Genomic DNA, 20603 nt, shown 5'->3' with positions numbered 1-20603 from the left:
ATCATTGAGTAGTCATTGGTACACGGGGGTGTATCGCAGTGTAAGTCAGTGCTCAGAACTTGCCACGTCGACTGACGGCTGGGTGGCGTCAGGCGTTGGCGCAAACCCATGCTAGCGTTTACAGGATAGGTCCGCGGCAGCGCGGTGATCATTGGCCCGAGCGGGAGATATCAGATGCTGTCCTTGTTCTCTGAACGTCCATTGGTCGGCGGCCTGGCCTTGATCCTGATCGACATGGTGATGTGGCGCGTGGTCGGTTCCCATCGGTACAACTGGAAAGTGCTCGCGCGGGTGGTGATCTTTTCGTTGTACAGCGCATTGATGTTCCATGAAGGCTTGAGTCCATGGGAGCCAGCACCCACGATCGATGACGCACCCCTGCAATTTGCGCACACGGTGCTGCAGATCATGTGGTGGCTGTTCGGCGCACGCACGCTCACGGTAATCATCGGCGCCGTGATGATGTACCGGGTCGGGCACACCGGCCGATTGCTCCAGGACCTGCTCGGTGCGGTGATTTTCCTGGTCGCGGTCATTGCCGCCCTGGCCTATGTGCTCAATTTGCCGGTCAAGGGCGTGCTGGCGACGTCCGGTGCGTTGGCAATCATTGTCGGCCTGGCCCTGCAATCGACCCTCAGCGACGTGTTTTCCGGGATCGTCCTCAACACCACCAAGCCTTATCAAATCGATGACTGGATCGCCATCGACGGCACTGAAGGCCGGGTGACCGATATCGACTGGCGCGCCACGTTTTTGCAAACGTCCCAGGGCAGCATGATCGTGATCCCCAATTCGATGGCCGCCAAGGCCAAGATCACCAATTTCAGCCGACCCAGCGACATGTTCGGGGTCTCGATCAGTTTGCTCATCAGCCCGCTGGTGCGCCCCAACAGGGTGTTCGATGCCCTCGAACGGGCATCGCAAGGCTGCCGCATTCTGCTGACCAAGCCGGCCCCCAAAGTGACGATCAAAAGCACCGGCGGCAACGGCGTGGAATATGAAGTCAGCGGTTTCGTGGTGTCGATGGATCAGAAGCGCACGGTGCGCAACCAACTGTATGACCTGGCCTATCGGCATCTACAGTCGGCTGGGATCAACTGGTTGTCGACGGTTGAATCGAGTCTGCCTGCGGCGCAGTCAAAACCTCGCGCGTTACTCGACAACGCGAGCATCTTCGCGGCGACGTTGAGCGAGGAGGAGAAAGACGACGTCAGCCAGAACATGACGCGGCAGATCTTTCAGCCGGGCGAAGTGATTTTGCCGGCAGGGCAGGTCAGCGAACACTTGTACATCATCGAGTCGGGGGTGGTGACGGTCGCCTTGAGCCGTGCCGGCGTCAAGTTCGAAGCCGGGCGCATGGGGCCAGGCGAGGTGATTGGCGAGGGCGGGATTGTCTCGGGGACGGCGCTGCCGGCGGAGTTTGCCGCCCTGACGTTCTGCAACCTGTACCGCATCGAGAAGGAATTCTTCAGACCATGCGTGGAAGCTCGTCATGACATCGGAGTGGCGATGAAGGCATTGCTCGATTTCCGCTTGCAGATTGCCCACACGATGACTCAGGAAGAGCCAAAAGCCATCGAGAAAAAGGGCTTCCTGCAATGGTTGCGAAGACGAGTGTGACCCGACGCAGTCCGCGCGCGCTTGCTTGTAAGCGGCCTATCAATCATCTCAGGTTCGAGAGGAAACCGATTATGTCCCATTCCGCACTCAACCCCGGTTGCCAGTGATTTGAACTTGAGAAAAAGGGCCCTTGGTGGGCCCTCATTCCTGACGCGATCAGCCGCGTATGAACGCCAGAATGTCAGCGTTGATTTCAGCCGCATTGGTCGTCGGCATGCCGTGTGGAAAACCAGCGTAGGTTTTCAGCGTTCCGTTCTTTAAAAGCTTCACGGAAAGGGGTGCAGAGTCAGCGTACGGCACGATCTGGTCGTCATCACCGTGCATCACCAAGGTGGGCACCTGGATGGTTTTCAAATCCTCGGTGAAGTCTGTTTCGGAAAACACTTTGATGCAGTCATATTGTGCTTTGGCGCCGCCCATCATGCCCTGGCGCCACCAGTTCTCAATGGTGCCTTGCGAGACCTTGGCCCCCGGACGGTTGAATCCGTAGAACGGGCCTGACGGCACGTCAAGATAGAACTGCGCGCGGTTTTCCAGCAAGGCCTTACGCAGCCCATCAAAGACCTCGATGCCCAGACCACCAGGATTTTTGTCCGACTTGACCATGATCGGCGGTACAGCGCTGACAAGTACCGCTTTGGCAACACGACCCGGCTTGGCACGGGCGACATAACGCGCCACTTCGCCACCGCCCGTGGAGTGACCGACATGAATCGCACCTTTAAGGTTGAGTGCGTCCGTCAGTTCGATCACATCAGCCGCATAGGTGTCCATGTCATTTCCCAGCCACGTCTGGGTCGAGCGACCGTGGCCGCGACGGTCGTGTGCAATAACCCGATAGCCTTTTTCCAGGAAGAACATCATCTGGCTGTCCCAGTCATCGGCACTCAGCGGCCAGCCATGGTGGAACATGACGGGGGTTGCGTCCTTCGGGCCCCAGTCCTTGTAGTAAATTTCGGTGCCGTCTTTGGTTTTTATCGAGGTCATGGCGTCACTCCCTACAGTGTGTGGTTGAGTTGTCTGTTGCGTGGCAGCGAACACTCCAAACGGAATGTTGGCGAGTATGGCCGTTGCGCTAACGCCCACCAGAAAGCTACGTCGGGGCAGTGCAACGTCACCGGCATCAGCCAGTGCTTCGTCTTCTGAACTTTGCTGCATCGTCTTTCCTCACTGGAAACCGCACTTGCGATTAAAGCTGACCAAACTTGATTGGGTATTCGATCACGATATAAATCCTGTCAATGTCATCTCCCCCCTGAGCGCTGTTGGCCCGATGTGTCACATGGGAAAGTTGCACGGACAAATCCTTGGCCGCACCCGACTGCACCACGTAGTGCAGATCGATATCGCGCTCCCAATGTCGCCCCCCATCACCCTGTTGGGGCACGTACTCATCGAGCGATTCATCGAAAGTGTTGTAGCCACCGCCTTGTGGCGCGTGGGTTCCGTCGATACCGCGCCCGGTTACATAGCGGGTCATGAATTTCAAACCGGGCACGCCGAAGATGCTCAGGTCCAAGTCATAGCGTGCCTGCCAGGAGCGCTCATGCGGGCCATTGAAGTCGGCGTACTTGATCGAGTTGGCCAGGTAAATGGAGTCGCCACCGACAAAGTCGAAAGGCGTGTCGCCATTGATGTGTTGATAGGCGAGGGTGAAAGCGTGGGCGCCTGCCGTGTATTTGCCGGCCAGGCTGTAGGCGGTGTTATCGATGGCGCCGGCCACGGCATCGCCATAATCACGGGTGTGATAAACATTGCTGTCGATAAACACCCCGGATTGCTTCATATGCAGGTTGGCGTAGTACTGATGCCAGGTGTCGCTCAGCTGGGACGCATAGAGGGCGCCACCCACCGGGCGATCTTCAAACAGGTTAGCGCCGACAAAATCGATGCCGCCCGCTTGGGTGCTGACACCGTAGCCGGAAAAGTTGCCTTTACTGGTCGACGCATTCTGATTCTTGAAGGCGGTGAAGTGACCGGCGAGCCAATGCACGTCACTGATTTCACGGCTATCCAATAGCAGGCCCGTGGCGTACTCCGGCTGCAGGCGTTTGTCCGCCGTGTCGAATACCGGCGTTTCCACCATCATCTCGCCGTACGACAGGGTCGTGCGGGAAGTTCGCAGCTTCAGCGTGCCACCACTGCTGGAGTAATTGTCTTCGCTGCGGCCCTCTTGATCGAGGGGCAGCAGTCCCGTTCCTGAATGTCCTTTCCCGCCGTCCAGTTTCAAACCCAGAAAAGCATGTGCATCGATGCCAACGCCAACGGTGCCCTCGGTAAACCCGGATTCGAACGAACTGATGAACCCTTGAGCCCATTCCTGGGTGTAGTTCTTGCCTGTAGGCGAAGGTGTTCTAAAGTCATTACTGAGGAAAAAGTTTCGACTGAGCACCTCAAATGATGATCCCTCCCGAAACCCTTGTGCGGCCTCGGTGGTGTCGGAAGCGAACGCGAATTCGCTGCGGGCGCAGATGGACAAAAGAAGCCCGTAACTGACTCGTCGAACAGTCACTGATGGCCTGCCGTGTCATTTGTCGCGTGCATGTCCGAGTCTCCCTAGGGTCAGAGAGATGGTCGCGTATTGTTGAATGCCAGAATTGAACAGGCGTGCTGTTTTTTTTAGTTAAGCGCAAATACAAGAGTAGGGCAGCACATTGTCTGGTTGAACAGTCGTAAAACGGGAGGCGTTCATGAACGATGATTCTACCGACAGCAGTCGCCGGCGATTTCTTGCCGACAGTTCGATTCTCGGGGGCGTTGGAGCGTTATGGTGTGCAATGCCGTTTACCGTGTCAGCAGGTTCATCAACATCGAATGTTCAGGGGGGCACACTAAACGCCGACTTGATCATGTTAAATGGCCGCTTTCATACCGTTGACCGCGAGAAACCAACGGCCAGTGCGGTGGCCATCAAGGATGGAAAATTTATAGCCGTAGGCAGTGATGAGGAAATCATGGCCACGCGCGGCAGCACCACTCAGGTCATTGATCTGAAAAAGCGCACGGCGATTCCCGGGTTGAACGACTCCCATATCCATCTGATTCGAGGCGGATTGAATTTCAACCTGGAGCTGCGCTGGGAGGGTGTTCCCTCGCTGGCGGATGCGCTGCGAATGCTCAAGGCTCAGGCTGATCGTACGCCGACGCCTCAGTGGGTGAGGGTGGTGGGTGGCTGGACGGAGTTCCAGTTTGCCGAGAAGCGCATGCCCACGCTGGACGAGCTGAACAAAGCAGCCCCCGACACGCCGGTGTTCGTACTGCATTTGTACGATCGGGCGCTGCTCAACCGGGCCGCGCTGAAGGTGGTGGGCTATACCCGCGATACACCGAACCCGCCTGGTGGGGAAATTCAGCGCGATGCCAATGGCGATCCCACCGGCATGCTGATTGCGCGGCCTAACGCGCTGATCCTCTATTCCACGCTGGCCAAAGGCCCGATGCTTCCCTTGGAGTACCAGGTCAACTCAACGCGTCAGTTCATGCGCGAACTCAATCGCCTGGGTGTCACCAGTGCGATTGATGCAGGGGGTGGTTTTCAAAACTATCCCGATGACTACAAGGTCATCCGCGAGCTGGCTGAAAAAAATCAATTGAGCGTGCGCATCGCCTACAACCTGTTCACTCAAAAACCCAAGCAGGAACTGGCTGACTTCAAAAACTGGACGAGCATGGTCAAGCCGGGGGACGGCAACGACTTCTTTCGGCATAACGGTGCTGGAGAAATGTTGGTGTTTTCAGCCGCGGACTTTGAGGATTTTGTGGAGCCGCGGCCCGATCTCTCCCAGAGCATGGAACAGGAACTGGAGCCTGTTGTTCGTCATTTGGTCGAGCACCGCTGGCCTTTCAGGCTTCACGCGACCTACAACGAATCCATTACACGAATGCTCAGTGTTTTTGAGAAGGTCAATCGGGATATCCCTTTCAATGGCCTCCCTTGGTTTTTTGATCACGCCGAAACCATCAGCCCTGAAAATATTGAGCGGGTTCGAGCGCTGGGTGGCGGCATCGCCATTCAGGATCGAATGGCTTTCCAGGGCGAGTACTTTGTCGAGCGTTATGGCAACAAGGCCGCGCAACAGACACCGCCGATTCAGCGAATGCTGTCTGAAGGTGTACCCGTGGGTGCAGGCACCGACGCGACGCGGGTCTCAAGTTATAACCCGTGGACGTCGCTGTACTGGCTGGTCAGTGGCAAAACCGTGGGCGGAATGACGCTCTATCCACAAGGCCTTTCACGGGATACAGCGTTGCAGCTGTATACCCACGGCAGTGCCTGGTTTTCATCGGAGCAGGGCAAGAAGGGACAGATCAAAGTCGGTCAACTGGCAGATGTCGTGGCCTTGAGCGCCGACTTTTTCAGTGTGGATGAGGAGTCGATCAAGTGGATCGAATCAGTACTGACGGTGGTCGGTGGCCAGGTCGTTTATGGTGCCGGTGAGTTCGATCAGTTGGCACCGCCGGCAATACCCGTCATGCCCGACTGGTCACCCGTCGCCAAAGTGCCTGGGCACTGGAAACCCAATGCGATGGTGGCAGCCACGGTGCATCAGTGCAGTGGTCCTTGCGCCGTTCATTCCCACAGTCACGAACGGGCCCGGTTATCGTCGGTACCGGTCAATGACTTCGCAGGTTTTTGGGGGGCTTTTGGTTGCTCGTGTTTTGCCTTTTAGCAGCAGGCTACGCGTGCGGATGATGCGGTGGCGAGTCTGTCGGGAATACTGATAGCGGACTTCGGCACTTGCGATGGCTGCGATAGCGTTCGGTCAGCGATTGCACGAGGGCGACGTAGGACTGCGTCTCGGCGTTGTAACCTGCCAGCGCCAGCACCTGATTGTCATTGAAGCGTTTGAGCAGCCAGGCGCAATGAGGCGACGTTGAAATCCTTCGTCGCCCTGCGAAGGTAGCGGCCCTTGGCGGGTCTGTCTGGGTGACCCGCCTGCTGTTCTCATAGTTATACCCTTTGTAACCGGCCTGCGCGTTTCCCCTCCGTCGGAACGTCATGCAGGGAAATCCTTGATGTCTCAGGCAGCGCCAATCCACCCGCCAGCGCCAGCAAGGCAATCGCGATCAGATAGAACGCCGGCGACAGGTTGCTGCCGGTGGTGCTGATCAGCCAAGTCGCCACCAGCGGCGCGGTGCCGCCGAAGAGGGTATACGCCATGTTGTAGGTGATCGCCGAGGCGGTGTAGCGGGTTCGGGTGGGGAAGGATTCCGAGAGCAATGCCGCGGTAACGACGCCACACAGCACCGCGCCGATCGCCAGGAGCATCACGCCGATGATGGAGGCTGCGAACGAGCCGGAACTGGCCATCAGGAACGATGGATACACGGCCACGATCAACAGCGCACATGCCGTCATCACGGTTTTTCTGCGCCCGATCCAGTCGGAATAGAGTCCCGCCAGCGGGCAGATCGCCGCTGCGAACAGCAATGCAATCAACGACACCAGCAATGCGGTGGCCCGGCTCAAGCCTCCAGCGACTTGCAGGTAGGTCGCGAAGTAGGTGGTGAACATGTAGAACGACAGGGCCGTGAGTGACACAAAAGCGCCCAGGCAACAGATGGCCCCACCATGGTTGCGCAAGGTTTCCTTGAGAGGGGAATGCGCGACGGCATGTTCCTGAGTCACTGCCTGGAAGGCCGGTGTTTCATCGAGTTTCCAGCGCAGGTAAAGACCCACCAACCCCAACGGCGCTGCAATCAGGAACGGCAGGCGCCAACCCCAAGTGCCCATCGCCTCGGCCGATAAAGATGCCTCGAGCGCGTAGGCCACCACGGCGGCGGCAGCGAAAGCGGAAAATGTCGAGACCGGGATGAAGCTGCCGTACCAGGCGCGTTTATCGCTCGGTGCATGCTCCATCAGGTAGGCGCAGGCGCCTGCGTATTCCCCGCCGGCAGAGAACCCCTGAGCGCAGCGGATCAGCGACAACAGTATCGGCGCCATGACCCCGATTGCGGCATAAGTGGGCAGCAGGCCGATCAAGGTCGTTGCTCCGGCCATCAGCAGAATCGTCATCGCCAGTGTCCGCTTGCGGCCGATCCGGTCGCCCAGCATGCCGAAGAAAATCCCCCCGAGCGGCCTGAATGCAAACGCCACGGCAAAGACCGCAAAGGTCTTGAGCAGCGCGGCACTGGCATCACCGCTGGGGAAAAATTGCTGGGCGATGGTCGTGGCCAGAAAGCCATAGACGGCGAAGTCGAACCACTCGACGAAGTTTCCGATACCGGCAGCCACGATCACTTTTCGCAGGGTGCGTGGGCTGACTTGTTCCGTTGTTGTGCTCGTCATGCTTGACCTCGACAGTTCGTCAGTGAGCTATCGATTATCGAGGCAGGCGTTGAAGTGGTTCACTTCAAAAGTGTCACCCACGTAGTCAGGACCGACTTCGCCCACATCCAGAGTGTGACGGGTGACATGAAGGAGCTGATTGCTACGTGACCACGCAAACCCAATCCGTTATGGGATCAGCGGCACGCCACTGAGCGCTTGCAAGTCCTCAAAGCTGATATCGGCAACAATCTCCCGGACCTTCAAGCCATCCGCGGTAACGTCCAGAATAGCCAGGTCGGTATAGATCCGAGTGACGCAGCCAATGCCGGTCAGCGGGTAGGTGCATTGCGGCACCAGTTTGCTGTCGCCCGTCTTGGTCAGGTGATCCATCATGACGAACACCTGACGTGCGCCCGTCGCGAGGTCCATCGCGCCACCCACTGCCGGAATGGAACCTTCGGCGCCGGTGTGCCAATTGGCAAGGTCGCCGTTGACCGAAACCTGGAAGGCGCCCAGCACGGCAATATCGATGTGCCCGCCGCGCATCATCGAGAACGAATCGGCGTGGTGGAAATAGGCGCCACCGGGCAGCAGCGTCACATGCTGTTTACCCGCGTTGATCAGATCATCGTCTTCCTCGCCTGGCGCAGGGCTCGGGCCCATGCCCAGTACACCGTTTTCACTGTGCAGGAACACTTCCTTGTCACCCAGGTAGTTGGCCACCAGCGTGGGTACGCCAATGCCCAGGTTTACGTAGGATCCTTCGAGAATATCGTCGGCCACTCGTTGGGCCATTTCGCTACGCGATAATTTTTTCATAACAGTCATGGCGGGCCTCAGTTGACGTTGGCATTGGAGATAGGGGCGAACGGCACGGCGACCACGCGCTGAACGAAGATCCCCGGCGTAACGATGTGTTCGGGGTCCAGCTCTCCCAACTCAACGATCCGATTGACCTGGGCGATGGTTGTTTTCGCGGCCATTGCCATGATCGGTCCAAAATTTCGCGCGGCTTTGCGATACGTGAGATTACCCCAGCGATCGCCTTTTTCAGCCTTGATCAGTGCGACGTCGGCGTGCAACGGCATTTCCAGCACATAGTTGCGACCGTCGATCACACGGGTTTCCTTGCCTTCGGCCAGCAAGGTGCCATATCCGGTTGGAGAGTAAAACGCACCGATACCAGAACCTGCCGCGCGGATGCGTTCGGCCAGATTGCCTTGTGGCACGACCTCAAGCTGCACCTTTCCTGCCAGATAGAGTTCGTCGAAGACATAGGAGTCGGATTGGCGTGGAAACGAACAGATGACCTTGGCAACGCGGCCGGCCTTGAGCAGTGCGGCCAGACCGATTTCACCATTGCCGGCATTGTTGCTGATGATGGTCAGCTCGCGAGCGCCCGAAGCGATGACGCCATCTACCAATTGCGATGGCATCCCGGCAGTGCCGAAACCACCCACCATGATGACCGAACCATCGGCAATTCCGTCTAGTGCAGCAGCGACGGATTCAAATGTTTTATTGATCAAGGGGTTCTCCTGTTTTTATTTGGCTGAACAGAATGATCCGACGGCAAACCGCATGAATCAGGGTTGCAGCAAAGGTGTGTATAGCCTGCCGAACAAAAGGCTGAGGAGGGTGTTCCGGTATGCGATGTCGTGCGATTAACGAACAAAACTTGAGCGGTTGACGGGGTTTAATATCATTTGAGTGCTCTACGATACCTGGAAGGTATGGCCAGGTTGGCGCTCAACTGGATTGTCGGTGGGCGAGGGCGGCGAGCTGATCCAGGTGCCGGTGGTGGTGATTGTGCCGCCATTGAGCGTAATGGTGTCGTTCAGGACCGCGATCGCGCCCATTGCGTTATCGTCGCCGCGGGTATTGATCGTCACGTCGTTCGCCGTCACCGAGCCCGGCTCACCGCCAGACCACTGGCGGTGAGCGCTGCTGAAACGTTTGTACCGGAGGTGCCGGCCGCGATGCCCGGGGCATTGATCTGGCTGTTGGCACCGGTGTCGGGCAATGCCTGTTTGTCAGAACTGGCGCTGTGTCAGTCCTGCCCAGAACCCCTTGCCACCGGCAGCGATCGCCGCTTGGCCGAGGACTTCAGCCCACTGCGAATCGCTGCCGAATTCATCGCGCCACGACCACAAGCGCCGGGTGGTGAAATGCAGCGTATGTTCGTGCGTGAAGCCGATGGCCCCATGAACCTGATGCGCAATCGCGGTGGCCAGGGTGGCGGCCTCGCCTGCGCAAACTTTGGCCACAGCTACATCGAACGCCAGGCTGCTGATATCGCCGGCCTCTGCTTGCAGGACTTCGCAAGCGCTGCGCAATGCGACCTGGGTCGCCATGCGCGCTGCACCAATGGCACCGGCCATCTGCGCCAATTGCTGCTGGATCGCCTGGAATTTACCGATGACCTTACCGAACTGGGCACGTTCATTGGCGTAGCCGACGGCCTTGTCCAGGCTCGACTCCAGCGCGCCGACCAGCATGCACGCACGGATCAACGCGCCGAACAGCCAGACAGGCTCCTGCACATCCGCTATCTGCAACGGGCCGATGGCGCTAATGCGAGTGTTGGTGAAGTGCAGGATGTCACGTTCCTCACCGGCAAAATTGCTGCCGGCCTCCAGGCTGACGGTGGACTGGCGCAGGTCTACCAATGCCAGTTGTCCCGCGTCATTGGCCACGACAGCCCACCGACTGCTGCGGGCCCAAGGTACGTTGAATGCGCGGCCCTTGAGATGGCCATCTGCGCTCAAAGACAGGTCGCCGAGGCGGCCGATCTGAATGAGCGTGATGGGGTCATCAGGCACCTCCAGACCGGCACGGCTCAGTAAGAGCGAAGCGAGCATGGTTTCGCTCAAGGGCAGAGGGGCGCTCCAGTAACCTATGGCGCGCAACACCGGGCTGATCTCCAGCCAGCTGGCGCCACTGCCGCCGGCCTCTTCGGCCATCAAGGCACCGGGAAGGCCTTGCTCGAGCACCTGTTGCCACAACGCCGTTGCGGTGTGACCGGCATCGAAGCTCGCCAGCACCTGAGGCGTGACCTGTTCGTCGAACAAACGCTCAACGCTGTCGGCAATGATCGATTGCAGTTCGGATGGCGCGTTGTCATCCAAGGTTGGGGAGTGAGTGGCCTGGTTCATCGCAGTCCTAATCCTTTGGCGATAATGCCGCGCAGAATCTCGCGGGTGCCGCCACGCAGGGAAAACGACGGGGCGGTCTGGGTCAGGTAGCGCATTACCTGGTCGAGTCGGGAACCGGCTTGGCGGGTGCCGCCAAACAGGTCATGGGCAAGGTCGGGGAGGGATTGTTCGAGCAGGGCGCCCTGATCCTTCACCAGCGCTGCCGGCACTGCCGGGTTGTCGCCACGGGCAAGCATGCCGGCGACGCCCAAGGACATCTGCCGCAGCACCGCATAGCGTGCGGCGACGCGCCCAAGGCTGACACTGTGGCGCGAATTCTGTGGATTAGCCTCGTCAAGCATTTCCAGGTACAGCTGGGTGCTGCTCAAGTAGCGCTCCGGGCCGCTGCGTTCCAGCGCCAGTTCGGCCCCGACTTGCTTCCAGCCATCACCTGGCTGGCCAATGACAAAATCGTCTGGAACAAACACATCGTCGAGGAACACTTCGTTGAAGTCGTGCTCGCCCAACATGTTGTAGATCGGACGCACCGTAACACCCGGGGCGTGCATGTCGATCAACAATTGCGACAGGCCTGCATGACGATTGCTCTCATCCTTTGGCCCGGTGCGCAGCAGGGTGACCATGTAGTGGCAGCGGTGGGCACCGGTGGTCCAGACCTTGCTGCCGTTGACGAGCCAGCCGCCCTCGGTCTTGCTTGCGCGAGTTTGCACCGACGCCAGGTCAGAGCCGACATTCGGTTCGCTCATGCCGATGCAGAACAGCAATTCGCCCCGGGCAATGGCCGGCATTAACCGGGGTGCCAGCACCTCAGGGGAAAATTTCATCAACAACGGTCCGGATTGACGCTCGGCAATCCAGTGCGCGTTAACCGGCGCACCGGCAGCCAACAGTTCCTCAAGCACCACGTAACGTTCCAGGGCACTGCGTTCGTGTCCTCCGTAGCGCTTGGGCCAGGTCATGCCCAGCCAACCACGCTCGCCCAGCTTGCGGCTGAATTCAGGGTCGGCGCCATTCCAGTTTTTCGCACGTTCGTGGGCTGGAAAATCCTTCAGCGCTTCGGCGACAAATTCGCGCACTTCGGCTCGTAAAGCCTCGGTTTTGGCGTCCAGTCGACAGGGACGGATATCGAGTGCCTGCATGGTTTTTGCTCATATGAAGAAAGGGTGATTGTCTTGTTTTTCTAACTTGCTGAACGCCCAACAAGTAAATAAGCTAGCAGCAACTCTGGTAGCGAATCAAGCCGCTGCCACCCTTGAGCATCGCCAAAATCACGGAGCTTTCATGTCGACCCATACCTCCTTCACCCCTGGACGCGGCCTGACACTGGGCCTTGAAGGTCATGTCGCGACGCTCACTTTTAATCGCCCGCCGCTGAATTTTTTCGATGCGGAACTGATCAACGACCTGGCGGACGCTCTGCAATATCTCGATGACTTGCCGCTGTGTCGGGTGGTCATCCTGCAAGCGCAAGGCAAGGTTTTTTGCGCTGGCGCTGACTTCTCCGGTGACGATCAGCGCGACCCGCAATACCCGCGCCGCGTGTACAAGTCAGCGGTGCGCCTGTTTCGCAATCGCAAGCCGCTGATCTGTGTGGTGGAGGGCGCAGCCATCGGCGGTGGGCTGGGCCTGGCACTGGTCGCTGATTTTCGCGTGACCAGTGAAAAAGCGCGGTTCTCGGCCAATTTCAACCGCTTGGGCATTCATCAAGGTTTCGGTATTTCGGTTACCATGCCGCGTCTGGTCGGCCCGCAAATGGCGTCGCTGCTGATCGCCACCGGGCGCCGCATCGATGGCCGCGAAGCGGTGCGTATCGGCTTGGCCGATGTACTGGCCGATCCGGGCATGGAGCGGCAAAAAGCCCGCGAACTCGCAGAGGAAATCGCCGCTTCGGCGCCCGGCGCGGTCATGTCCAGCCGTGAAACCCTGCGCATGGGACTGGCCGATGCGGTCGACCGGATCATCGATCGCGAGGCGTCCGAGCAGGAATGGCAGATTGTCAGCGCCGATTTTGCCGAAGGCACTCGCGCCATGGCTGAACGACGCACGCCCGTTTTTACAGGACAGTAAGGAATTGCTGATGGACCCCGTTGAAAAAAACTCCCAGCCGACTTCACGGCGTACTCAGCTTGAGCGTCGCGCCGAGGCGGAACAGCGCCTGTTGATCGCTGCCCGACAGATCGTGGCGCGCAAGGGCTGGGTCGGCATGACGCTATCGGAAGTGGGCGAGGAGGCGGGTTACAGCCGTGGCTTGGCAACTCACCATTTCGGCAACAAAGCCGGTCTGCTGCGTGCCCTGGCGGGTTTCGTCAATTCGACATTCATGGAGTTGGTGCAGGCCCGGTCGCCGCAGTGGCGTCCGGGGATGGATGCACTCAAGGGATTTGTCAGTGTTTATCTGGCGCGCCCGGACGGCGACTGGGTCAATACCCGAGCACTGCTGACCCTGTTGGCAGAAGCCGTGACCCAAGACTCGGAAACAGTAGAAATCCTCGCCGAGTACAACTCATCGGTGCAAAAGCATCTGGCGCGTTACATCCGCCAAGGTATCGACAGTGGAGAAATACGCTCTGATGTGGACCCCATGACAGGAGCCTTGCTGTTCTTGGGCACGTTGCGCGGCATGATGTTGCAAGTGCTGCTGAACCCATCGGCCGTCGATCTTGAATTGGTCCACACGCAGATGCTGGCCTTCATTGAGCATGCATTGGCGTCCGTGCCGAAAGCCTGACCCAACCCCCTATAGGAGCTGCCGTGGGCTGTGATCTTTTGATCTTTTTTGATCAACATCAAAAGATCGCAGCCTGCGGCAGCTCCTACAAAGAAGGCGATCAGTCCAGCAAGCCTTGGGCTCGTGCGATCGATACCGCTTCGGTACGGCCGCCGGCACCGAGTTTGGTGTTGATCTTGCGCAGGTGTGATTTGACTGTCAGTTCCGAGAGGAACATCTTTTCGGCGATTTCCCGGTTGCGGTAACCCAGTGCCAGCAAGCGCACCACCTGGAGTTCACGGGTGGAGAGATTGGTCTGTGCTTCGTCTTCACGCTTGGGTTCGACCTTCCTGTGGCTGCTTTCACCGCGCAGCAACCGGGCGATAAAACCGCTGCCAATGCCCAGCGCATCTTCTTGGCCATGGTAAGTCACCGACCAGCGCTCCAACACAGCCGCCAGGGGTGCGCCTTCATCGAGAAAGGTGCGGATAAAACCGACATGGCTGGCAAGGCGCAAGGCCGCCGTCAAATGTTCAAGCGCCTCTTTGTGCTGTTTCGCGCCGTCGAGTGCGAGGGTCAGCAGCAAACGCAGCTTCAAGGCCCGACGATGCTGGTGTCGTTGAAGTGCTTGATCCATGGCCAGACGCAACGTGTCGACGCAAGCGGTATCGCCTTGCGCGATAAGCAGGCGCTGGCGGGCGATGAAGGGCGTGTCAACGTCATTGGCACTGAGTGTCACCCCCGGTTGCTCCCAGTCACTCAACTGCTCGGCGGCGCGCATGGCGTGATCGGCGGTATCCAGACGATTTTCCAGGGTGGCGATACGTGCTCGCTCCAGCCATGCCGAGCAGAGGATGCGCGTCGAACCGGCCACCTGGCCCAACTGGTCGAGATCGGCCAGATAACGCATCCACGCCGGGCGGTCGCCGTGCAAGTAAGCGAGGCGTGCCAGCAACACGTGGGTGCTGATCAACGAGTCCGGCGCAGCGTGCTCCCTGGCATAGGGCAACAGTTCCGTCAGTCGGCGCCGAGCATCATCGATGGCGTCCGTTTCGTACAGCACCACGCAATGGATGGTTTGCAGGACCGGGAAACCTACGGGCGGGGTTCCGGCCAACGTCTCGCGACTTCGGCGCATGGCGGTGTCCACGCGGGTGAGGGCACTGTCGAGTTGCCCCTGAGTCAAGTCGAGCATCGCTTCCAGGGCATCGGAGACGTCACGCAGGTAGGTCGAATCTTGTTGAGCTTCGCGCATCCCGGCACTGCCGAGTTTTTTCCGCGCTTCGTCGAAACGGCCTGTGTAGAACAGCGAGCAGATTTCCACAAAAGCCGCGATGCGATACGGCATTTTGTCCTGAGGGCCCAGTTGCAACAGGAGGTCGGAGGCGGCCGCCAAGGCTTCATCGACTCGATCACCGATCAGCAGCAACAGCGGATGAACGTAGTGGTGCTCTCCCGCCAGTGCCGGGTTCTCCAGCACTTGCAAGGCATCTTTGTGGCGACGTGCATGCAGCAGGGCCCAGGCGTAGGCAATGCCCAGGCGCGGATGCAAGTCGCGAATCTCCACGGGAATGCGTGAAAGCCAGCGCATCATCAGGCTGGCATGGCCGTTTTCCACCAGTTCGTCGAGGTGTAGAACCAGTTGCGTGGCGGCTTCGTCGACGGCGTGCGCGGTGAACAGATGCTCGAGAGCTTCTACCGGGCGTTCATTGGCGAAATACCAACTCGCTGCCTTTTGATGTTGCTGCTCGAACTTGTCCGGGTGGTGCTTGAGTGTTTGCAGGAGGAAGTCGGCAAACAACGGGTGAAAACGAAACCATTGGCGCTGGTCGTCCGTGGCGATCACGAACAGGTTGGCTCGTTCCAGTGACTCGATCATTAACTGGCTGTCTTCGCGACCGCTGACGGCGTTGCACAAGGCTGGACAGAATCGTGTCAGGACGCTGGTCTGCAACAGGAACTGCTGGCATTGCCCGGTCTGCCGTGCCAGCACGTCTTCAGCGAAGTACTCGTCCAGTGCCGGATTTGAACCGTTGTAAGAGGCGATGAACGCGGCCGGATCGCTGTGTCTTTGCAGGGACAGCGTGGCCAGGTAGATGCCGGATATCCAGCCTTCGGTGCGTTCGTGCAGGCTCTCGATATCGGCCAGGTCCAGAGGCAATTGGCGCTTTTGCAGGATGTAAGTGGCGGTCTCGTCAGGGCTCAGGCACAGCGAATCGGTACCGATCTCCAAAAGTTCACCACGCGCCCGTAATCGGCCCAGATTGATATCCGGGGTTGTCCGCGAAGCGATGGCCAACGTCGTGCCCATGGGCAACGCCTTGAGCAGTTGCTGAATAAATTCAAGGGCCGGCGCCTGATCAATGACTTCGAACTCGTCCAGCAGCAGGGTGAACGCCTCGGTGCTCGCGGCGATGCGCTCAAGCAGCCAATGCTCCAATTGTGCTGGGCTGCTGTCGGCTGAGGGGCTGTCGCCAGCCTCGATCACGCCGATTTCGCGCAGGCCGCTGAGCAGTACCTGACTCAAGCGCTGCGGATCGTTGTCCAGGGCATCGAGGTTGCACCACAGCACGCGCCGGTCTTCGGCCAGGCAACGTTCGCGGTATTGCTGCAACAGCGTGGTCTTGCCATAGCCGGGGCCAGCACTGATCAGGATCAGCCGCAATCCATCGCGTGGTTGCAGCTGGGCAAGCAAAGTCGAACGCTCCAATTGACCAGTCAGGCTGGCGGGCGCCAGGAACTTACCCGCGCGAATGGGCGGCTTTGCTCCCTGTGCTGGTTCGTTGGAACTACGTTCAAAACCTTCCATGCATCCTACCTTTGGTTGTCGTCGCGCCGGTGCGGCCCTTTCTAGTATCGCCTGTCATGAGCGACACCCGATTCATGGTTCGAGCCCGGCAGTGTAGCGGGACGACACCGGATTGGCAGCTCCCCAAAACGTCCACCCTTGCATGGAAGTCCGAACACCATGAGTGCCAACGAAAACCTGAGTGTTGCCGATATTCGCGTGACCCTGGACAAGCAGCGCGCCGCTTGCCTGGCCAGTGAGCCGTGGACGGCAGAACAGCGCTGTGAACTGATCGACCGGGCGATCGGCCTGCTGGTCGATTACCAGCACGACATCATCGAAGCCCTATCGGCTGACTTCGGCCATCGCAGCCACGACTTCTCGCGCATGCTGGATGTGCTGGGGCCGTTGGCGTCCCTGAAGTATACAAAAAGCAAAATTGCCGAATGGATGCAGCCGGACCATAGGACCACCGACCGTGGCGAGGCCTGGGTGCAGTATCAGCCGTTGGGCGTGGTGGGCATTCTCACGGCCTGGAACTTTCCGGGAAACATGGTCTTCAACGGTCTGGCTGGAGCCCTGGCCGCCGGCAATCGGGTGATGATCAAGGTATCGGAATACAACCCGAAAACCTCCGCGTTGCTGGCGCGGATCTTCCGCGAAGTCTATGCCGAAGATGAAGTGGCGATCATCACCGGTGGTCCGGACATCGGCCATGCTTTCAGCCAGCAACCGTTCGACCATCTGCTGTTTACCGGTGCCAGCAGCATCGGCAAGCATGTCATGCGCGCCGCCGCCGAAAATCTCGTACCGGTTACCCTGGAGCTGGGTGGCAAGTCGCCCACCATTATTTCGCGCTCCGCCGACCTCAAGGTCGCGGTCACTAAAATCATCACCGGCAAGCTGCATAACGCCGGGCAGATCTGCCTGGCACCGGACTATGTGTTTGTGCCCGAGGAAATGCAGGACGCATTCGTCGCAACGGCCCGGGAAGTGGTTGCCACATTGTTCCCGACCTTGCTCGACAACCCGGACTACACCTCAATAATCAATGCCCGCCACTTTGAACGTCTGCACGGTTGCCTGAATGAGGCGCGTGACGCAGGTGTCGAGCTGATTGAACTGAATCCGGCCAGCGAGGACTTCAGTGGCCAGCCGCACCACAAGATGGTGCCGACCCTGCTGCGCAATCCCGGTGAGGAATTGCTGGTGATGCAGGACGAAATCTTCGGCCCCTTGTTGCCGTTCAAAACCTACAACTCGTTCGCCGAAGTGGTCAGCTACATCAATTCGCGCCCGCGTCCGCTGGGCCTGTACTACTTCGGCAACGACGCTGGCGAAGAGTCATTCGTACTCAATCGAACCACCTCTGGCGGCGTGACCCTCAACGACGTGCTGCGCCATGGCGGTATCGAGACGCTGCCTTTCGGTGGTGTGGGCCACAGCGGCATGGGCTGCTACCACGGTATCGACGGCTTCCGCACCTTCAGCCACGGCAAATCGGTACTGCGCGCTGTCGACGGGCCGGACGCGATGCGTCCTCCGTACAGCGAACAGGTGCGCCAGTTTGTCGGTTCGATGATCAAGCGCTGAGACAACCACTGGCATGGCGGGTGCGCGCATCGCATTCGCCATTGCCACCCACTTCCTGCTTAAAAAGAGAATAAAAAATGAAAGCTGCCGTTCTGCACGCCCCCGGTTCGCCACTGATCATCGAAGAAGTCGGCATCAGCAAGCCCGGCCCACGGGAAGTGCTGGTGCGCACGGTTGCGGTGGGTGTTTGCCACTCCGACCTGCATTTCGTTGACGGAGCCTATCCGTACCCAATGCCGGTGGTCCTCGGTCACGAGGCGTCCGGGATTGTCGAGCAAGTGGGCTCCGAAGTACGCACGGTCAAGCCGGGCGATCACGTGGTGACTTGCCTGTCGGCCTATTGCGGCCACTGCGAACATTGCGTCACCGGGCATCTGTCGCTGTGCGTGTCCCCGGACACCAAGCGCCGTGTCGATGAAGAGTCGCGACTGACTTATGTGCAGAAGCCGATGACGCAGTTCATCAACCTGTCGGCCTACGCCGAGCAAATGCTGGTGCACGAGAACGCGCTGGTCTCGATTCGCCGTGACATGCCGCTAGATCGTGCGGCGCTGCTCGGTTGTGCGGTGACCACGGGCACCGGCGCAGTGTTCAACACGGCGAAGGTGCGTCCGGGTGAAACGGTAGCGGTGATCGGTTGCGGCGGCATCGGCTTGTCGACCATCAACGGCGCGGCGCTGGCCGGTGCCGGGCGCATTATTGCCATCGACATGCTCGACTCGAAACTGGAGCTGGCCAAACAGTTCGGCGCCACTGATGTGGTCAACGCCAAAGACGGCAGCGCAGTCGCGCAAGTGTTGGAATTGACCCGAGGTGGTGTGCATCACGCGTTCGAGTGCATCGGCCTCAAGCAAACCGCCGAGCAGGCGTTCAGCATGCTGGCCCGTGGCGGCACCGCGACCATCATCGGCATGATCAAACCCGGCGTGAAGCTGGAGCTGGACCCAATGGCCATGTTGCATGAGCGTCGTATCCAGGGCTCGTTCATGGGTTCCAACCGTTTCCCGGTCGACCTGCCGCGCCTGACCGACTTCTACATGCAAGGCCGACTCAAGCTCGATGAAATGATCTCCCAGCGCATCAAGCTGGAGCAGATCAATGAGGCCTTCGACGAACTGCGCCGTGGCGAGTTGGCACGTTCGGTCATCGTCTTCGATCAATGACGCTGCGTTGCCGTCGCCTGGTTCATGCCGGCGACGGCACACCTTCAAGTCGTCTACCCACAAGACCGGCCCCAGGCTGGCGACTCATCATTGAGGTATCAGATGGATATTCATTTCAGCGCCGAGGAAGTGGCGTTCCGCGAGCGAGTGCGCGCGTTTCTAAAGGCCAATTTGCCGCAAGACATCGCGGACAGGATCAATCAGGGCAAGTCCGTTTGCAAAGCTGACCAGGTGCTGTGGATGCGCACCCTGAATGACCAGGGCTGGCTGGCGGCGAGCTGGCCGGTAGAGCAGGGCGGCACCGGCTGGACTGCCGTGCAGAAGCATATTTTTGACGAAGAATGCTCGGTGGCCGGCGCGCCACGGATCGTACCGTTCGGCATCAACATGGTCGGCCCGGTGATCATCAAGTTCGGCACTGAAGAACAAAAGGCCCATTACCTGCCGCGCATCCTCAACTGCGACGACTGGTGGTGCCAGGGCTACTCCGAGCCGGGCGCTGGTTCCGACCTGGCCAGCCTGCGCACCCGTGCGGTGCGTGAGGGCGAAGACTACATAGTCAACGGCCAGAAAACCTGGACCTCCACCGGGCATATGGCCGACTGGATGTTCTGCCTGGTGCGCACCGACTCCGAGGCGCAGCAGCAACGGGGCATTTCCTTCCTGCTGATCGATATGAAGACGCCTGGCATCACCGTGCGCCCGATCATCACCCTCGACGGTGGGCATTACGTCAACGAAGTGTTCCTCGATAACGTGCGTGTGCCGGTGAAGAATCTGGTCGGCCGCGAAAACGAGGGCTGGACCTGCGCCAAGTACCTGCTGACCCACGAACGGACGACGATCGCCGGCATCGGGATTGCCAAGGCCATGTTGTCGCGGCTCAAAGAGGTGGCCCGGGCAGAGCGTCGCAACGGCAAGCCATTGATCGAAGATCCGCACTTCCGAGCGCAGATCGCTGACGTGGAAATCCAGTTGATGGCCATCGGCATGAGTAATCTGCGCATCCTTGCCTCGGCCCAGGAAGGCGGCGTTCCCGGTTCGGAAAGTTCGATTCTGAAAATCAAGGGCACCGAGATTCGCCAGGCCATTACCTATCTGCTGACCAAAGCGGTGGGCGCCTATGCCAACCCGTACCTGAAGAACGAGTTGGGCTACGACCATGAAGGCGAACTGTTGCACAGCGAGTTCAGCAACTCATCCACCTGCCAGTACCTGGACATGCGCAAAGCCTCGGTCTACGGCGGTTCCACTGAAATCCAGAAGAACATCATCGCCAAGATGATTCTCGAACTCTAAGGGGCAG

Annotated in this window: 16 protein-coding genes; 7 read left to right on the top strand and 9 right to left on the bottom strand. The window is 59.2% G+C overall.

Annotation, left to right across the window (positions count from 1 at the left end; all coding sequences use genetic code 11):
• Nucleotides 1-174: 174 nt before the first annotated feature.
• Nucleotides 175-1620 carry a mechanosensitive ion channel domain-containing protein gene (locus KVG88_RS02540; RefSeq protein ID WP_217870226.1) on the top strand — a complete coding sequence of 482 codons (1446 nt, stop codon included), beginning with the start codon at nucleotides 175-177 and terminating at the stop codon, nucleotides 1618-1620.
• 156 nt (nucleotides 1621-1776) lie between these two features.
• On the opposite strand, the gene KVG88_RS02535 is transcribed toward KVG88_RS02540, so the two are convergent.
• Entirely contained in the window at nucleotides 1777-2607 is an 831-nt protein-coding gene (locus tag KVG88_RS02535; protein WP_217870858.1) for an alpha/beta fold hydrolase, read from the bottom strand.
• Between the two features lie 202 nt (nucleotides 2608-2809).
• On the bottom strand, nucleotides 2810-4099 hold the full coding sequence (locus KVG88_RS02530) for an OprD family porin (RefSeq protein WP_225933839.1): 1290 nt from the start codon (nucleotides 4097-4099) through the stop codon (nucleotides 2810-2812).
• 298 nt (nucleotides 4100-4397) lie between these two features.
• Between KVG88_RS02530 and KVG88_RS02525 the strand changes: the two genes are divergently transcribed.
• On the top strand, nucleotides 4398-6290 hold the full coding sequence (locus tag KVG88_RS02525; RefSeq protein WP_225933867.1) for an amidohydrolase: 1893 nt from the start codon (nucleotides 4398-4400) through the stop codon (nucleotides 6288-6290).
• A gap of 281 nt (nucleotides 6291-6571) precedes the next feature.
• On the opposite strand, the gene KVG88_RS02520 is transcribed toward KVG88_RS02525, so the two are convergent.
• The 6 genes from KVG88_RS02520 to KVG88_RS02495 all read right to left on the bottom strand — a co-directional run bounded on the left by KVG88_RS02520 (nucleotide 6572) and on the right by KVG88_RS02495 (nucleotide 12185).
• The gene (locus KVG88_RS02520) at nucleotides 6572-7909 is read right to left on the bottom strand and encodes an MFS transporter (protein WP_217870223.1); all 1338 of its coding nucleotides are present in this window, start codon (nucleotides 7907-7909) and stop codon (nucleotides 6572-6574) included.
• A gap of 168 nt (nucleotides 7910-8077) precedes the next feature.
• Nucleotides 8078-8719, bottom strand: coding sequence for a 3-oxoacid CoA-transferase subunit B (locus KVG88_RS02515; protein WP_150700437.1), 642 nt, complete (start codon nucleotides 8717-8719; stop codon nucleotides 8078-8080).
• 8 nt (nucleotides 8720-8727) lie between these two features.
• Entirely contained in the window at nucleotides 8728-9420 is a 693-nt protein-coding gene (locus KVG88_RS02510; protein ID WP_150700436.1) for a 3-oxoacid CoA-transferase subunit A, read from the bottom strand.
• Nucleotides 9421-9606: 186 nt separating this feature from the next.
• A complete protein-coding gene (locus KVG88_RS02505) occupies nucleotides 9607-9783 on the bottom strand; it encodes a hypothetical protein (protein ID WP_217870222.1) in 177 nt (58 codons plus the stop codon).
• 141 nt (nucleotides 9784-9924) lie between these two features.
• Nucleotides 9925-11046 carry an acyl-CoA dehydrogenase family protein gene (locus KVG88_RS02500; protein WP_217870221.1) on the bottom strand — a complete coding sequence of 374 codons (1122 nt, stop codon included), beginning with the start codon at nucleotides 11044-11046 and terminating at the stop codon, nucleotides 9925-9927.
• A complete protein-coding gene (locus KVG88_RS02495; RefSeq protein WP_217870220.1) occupies nucleotides 11043-12185 on the bottom strand; it encodes an acyl-CoA dehydrogenase family protein in 1143 nt (380 codons plus the stop codon). Before KVG88_RS02495 ends, KVG88_RS02500 begins: the two co-directional genes overlap by 4 nt.
• A 142-nt stretch (nucleotides 12186-12327) precedes the next feature.
• Here KVG88_RS02495 and KVG88_RS02490 point away from each other — a divergent pair, with 142 nt between their 5' ends.
• Both KVG88_RS02490 and KVG88_RS02485 read left to right on the top strand, forming a co-directional pair.
• Nucleotides 12328-13113, top strand: coding sequence for an enoyl-CoA hydratase/isomerase family protein (locus KVG88_RS02490; RefSeq protein WP_217870219.1), 786 nt, complete (start codon nucleotides 12328-12330; stop codon nucleotides 13111-13113).
• Nucleotides 13114-13123: 10 nt separating this feature from the next.
• Complete coding sequence (locus KVG88_RS02485; protein ID WP_217870218.1) at nucleotides 13124-13774, top strand: TetR/AcrR family transcriptional regulator; 651 nt, start codon at nucleotides 13124-13126, stop codon at nucleotides 13772-13774.
• Between the two features lie 100 nt (nucleotides 13775-13874).
• Here KVG88_RS02485 and KVG88_RS02480 read toward each other — a convergent pair whose 3' ends face one another.
• Nucleotides 13875-16562, bottom strand: coding sequence for a winged helix-turn-helix domain-containing protein (locus tag KVG88_RS02480; RefSeq protein WP_217870217.1), 2688 nt, complete (start codon nucleotides 16560-16562; stop codon nucleotides 13875-13877).
• Nucleotides 16563-16721: 159 nt separating this feature from the next.
• On the opposite strand from KVG88_RS02480, the gene KVG88_RS02475 reads away from it, so the two are divergent.
• The 3 genes from KVG88_RS02475 to KVG88_RS02465 all read left to right on the top strand — a co-directional run bounded on the left by KVG88_RS02475 (nucleotide 16722) and on the right by KVG88_RS02465 (nucleotide 20596).
• The gene (locus KVG88_RS02475) at nucleotides 16722-18134 is read left to right on the top strand and encodes a coniferyl aldehyde dehydrogenase (RefSeq protein WP_217870216.1); all 1413 of its coding nucleotides are present in this window, start codon (nucleotides 16722-16724) and stop codon (nucleotides 18132-18134) included.
• 77 nt (nucleotides 18135-18211) lie between these two features.
• Entirely contained in the window at nucleotides 18212-19297 is a 1086-nt protein-coding gene (locus KVG88_RS02470) for a Zn-dependent alcohol dehydrogenase (RefSeq protein WP_217870215.1), read from the top strand.
• Nucleotides 19298-19399: 102 nt separating this feature from the next.
• A complete protein-coding gene (locus KVG88_RS02465; protein ID WP_217870214.1) occupies nucleotides 19400-20596 on the top strand; it encodes an acyl-CoA dehydrogenase family protein in 1197 nt (398 codons plus the stop codon).
• The last annotated feature ends 7 nt before the right edge of the window (nucleotides 20597-20603 follow it).

The organism is Pseudomonas azerbaijanoccidentalis (genome assembly GCF_019145495.1).
Classification (GTDB): domain Bacteria; phylum Pseudomonadota; class Gammaproteobacteria; order Pseudomonadales; family Pseudomonadaceae; genus Aquipseudomonas; species Aquipseudomonas azerbaijanoccidentalis.
This window is presented reverse-complemented; position numbering and strand designations above follow the sequence as displayed.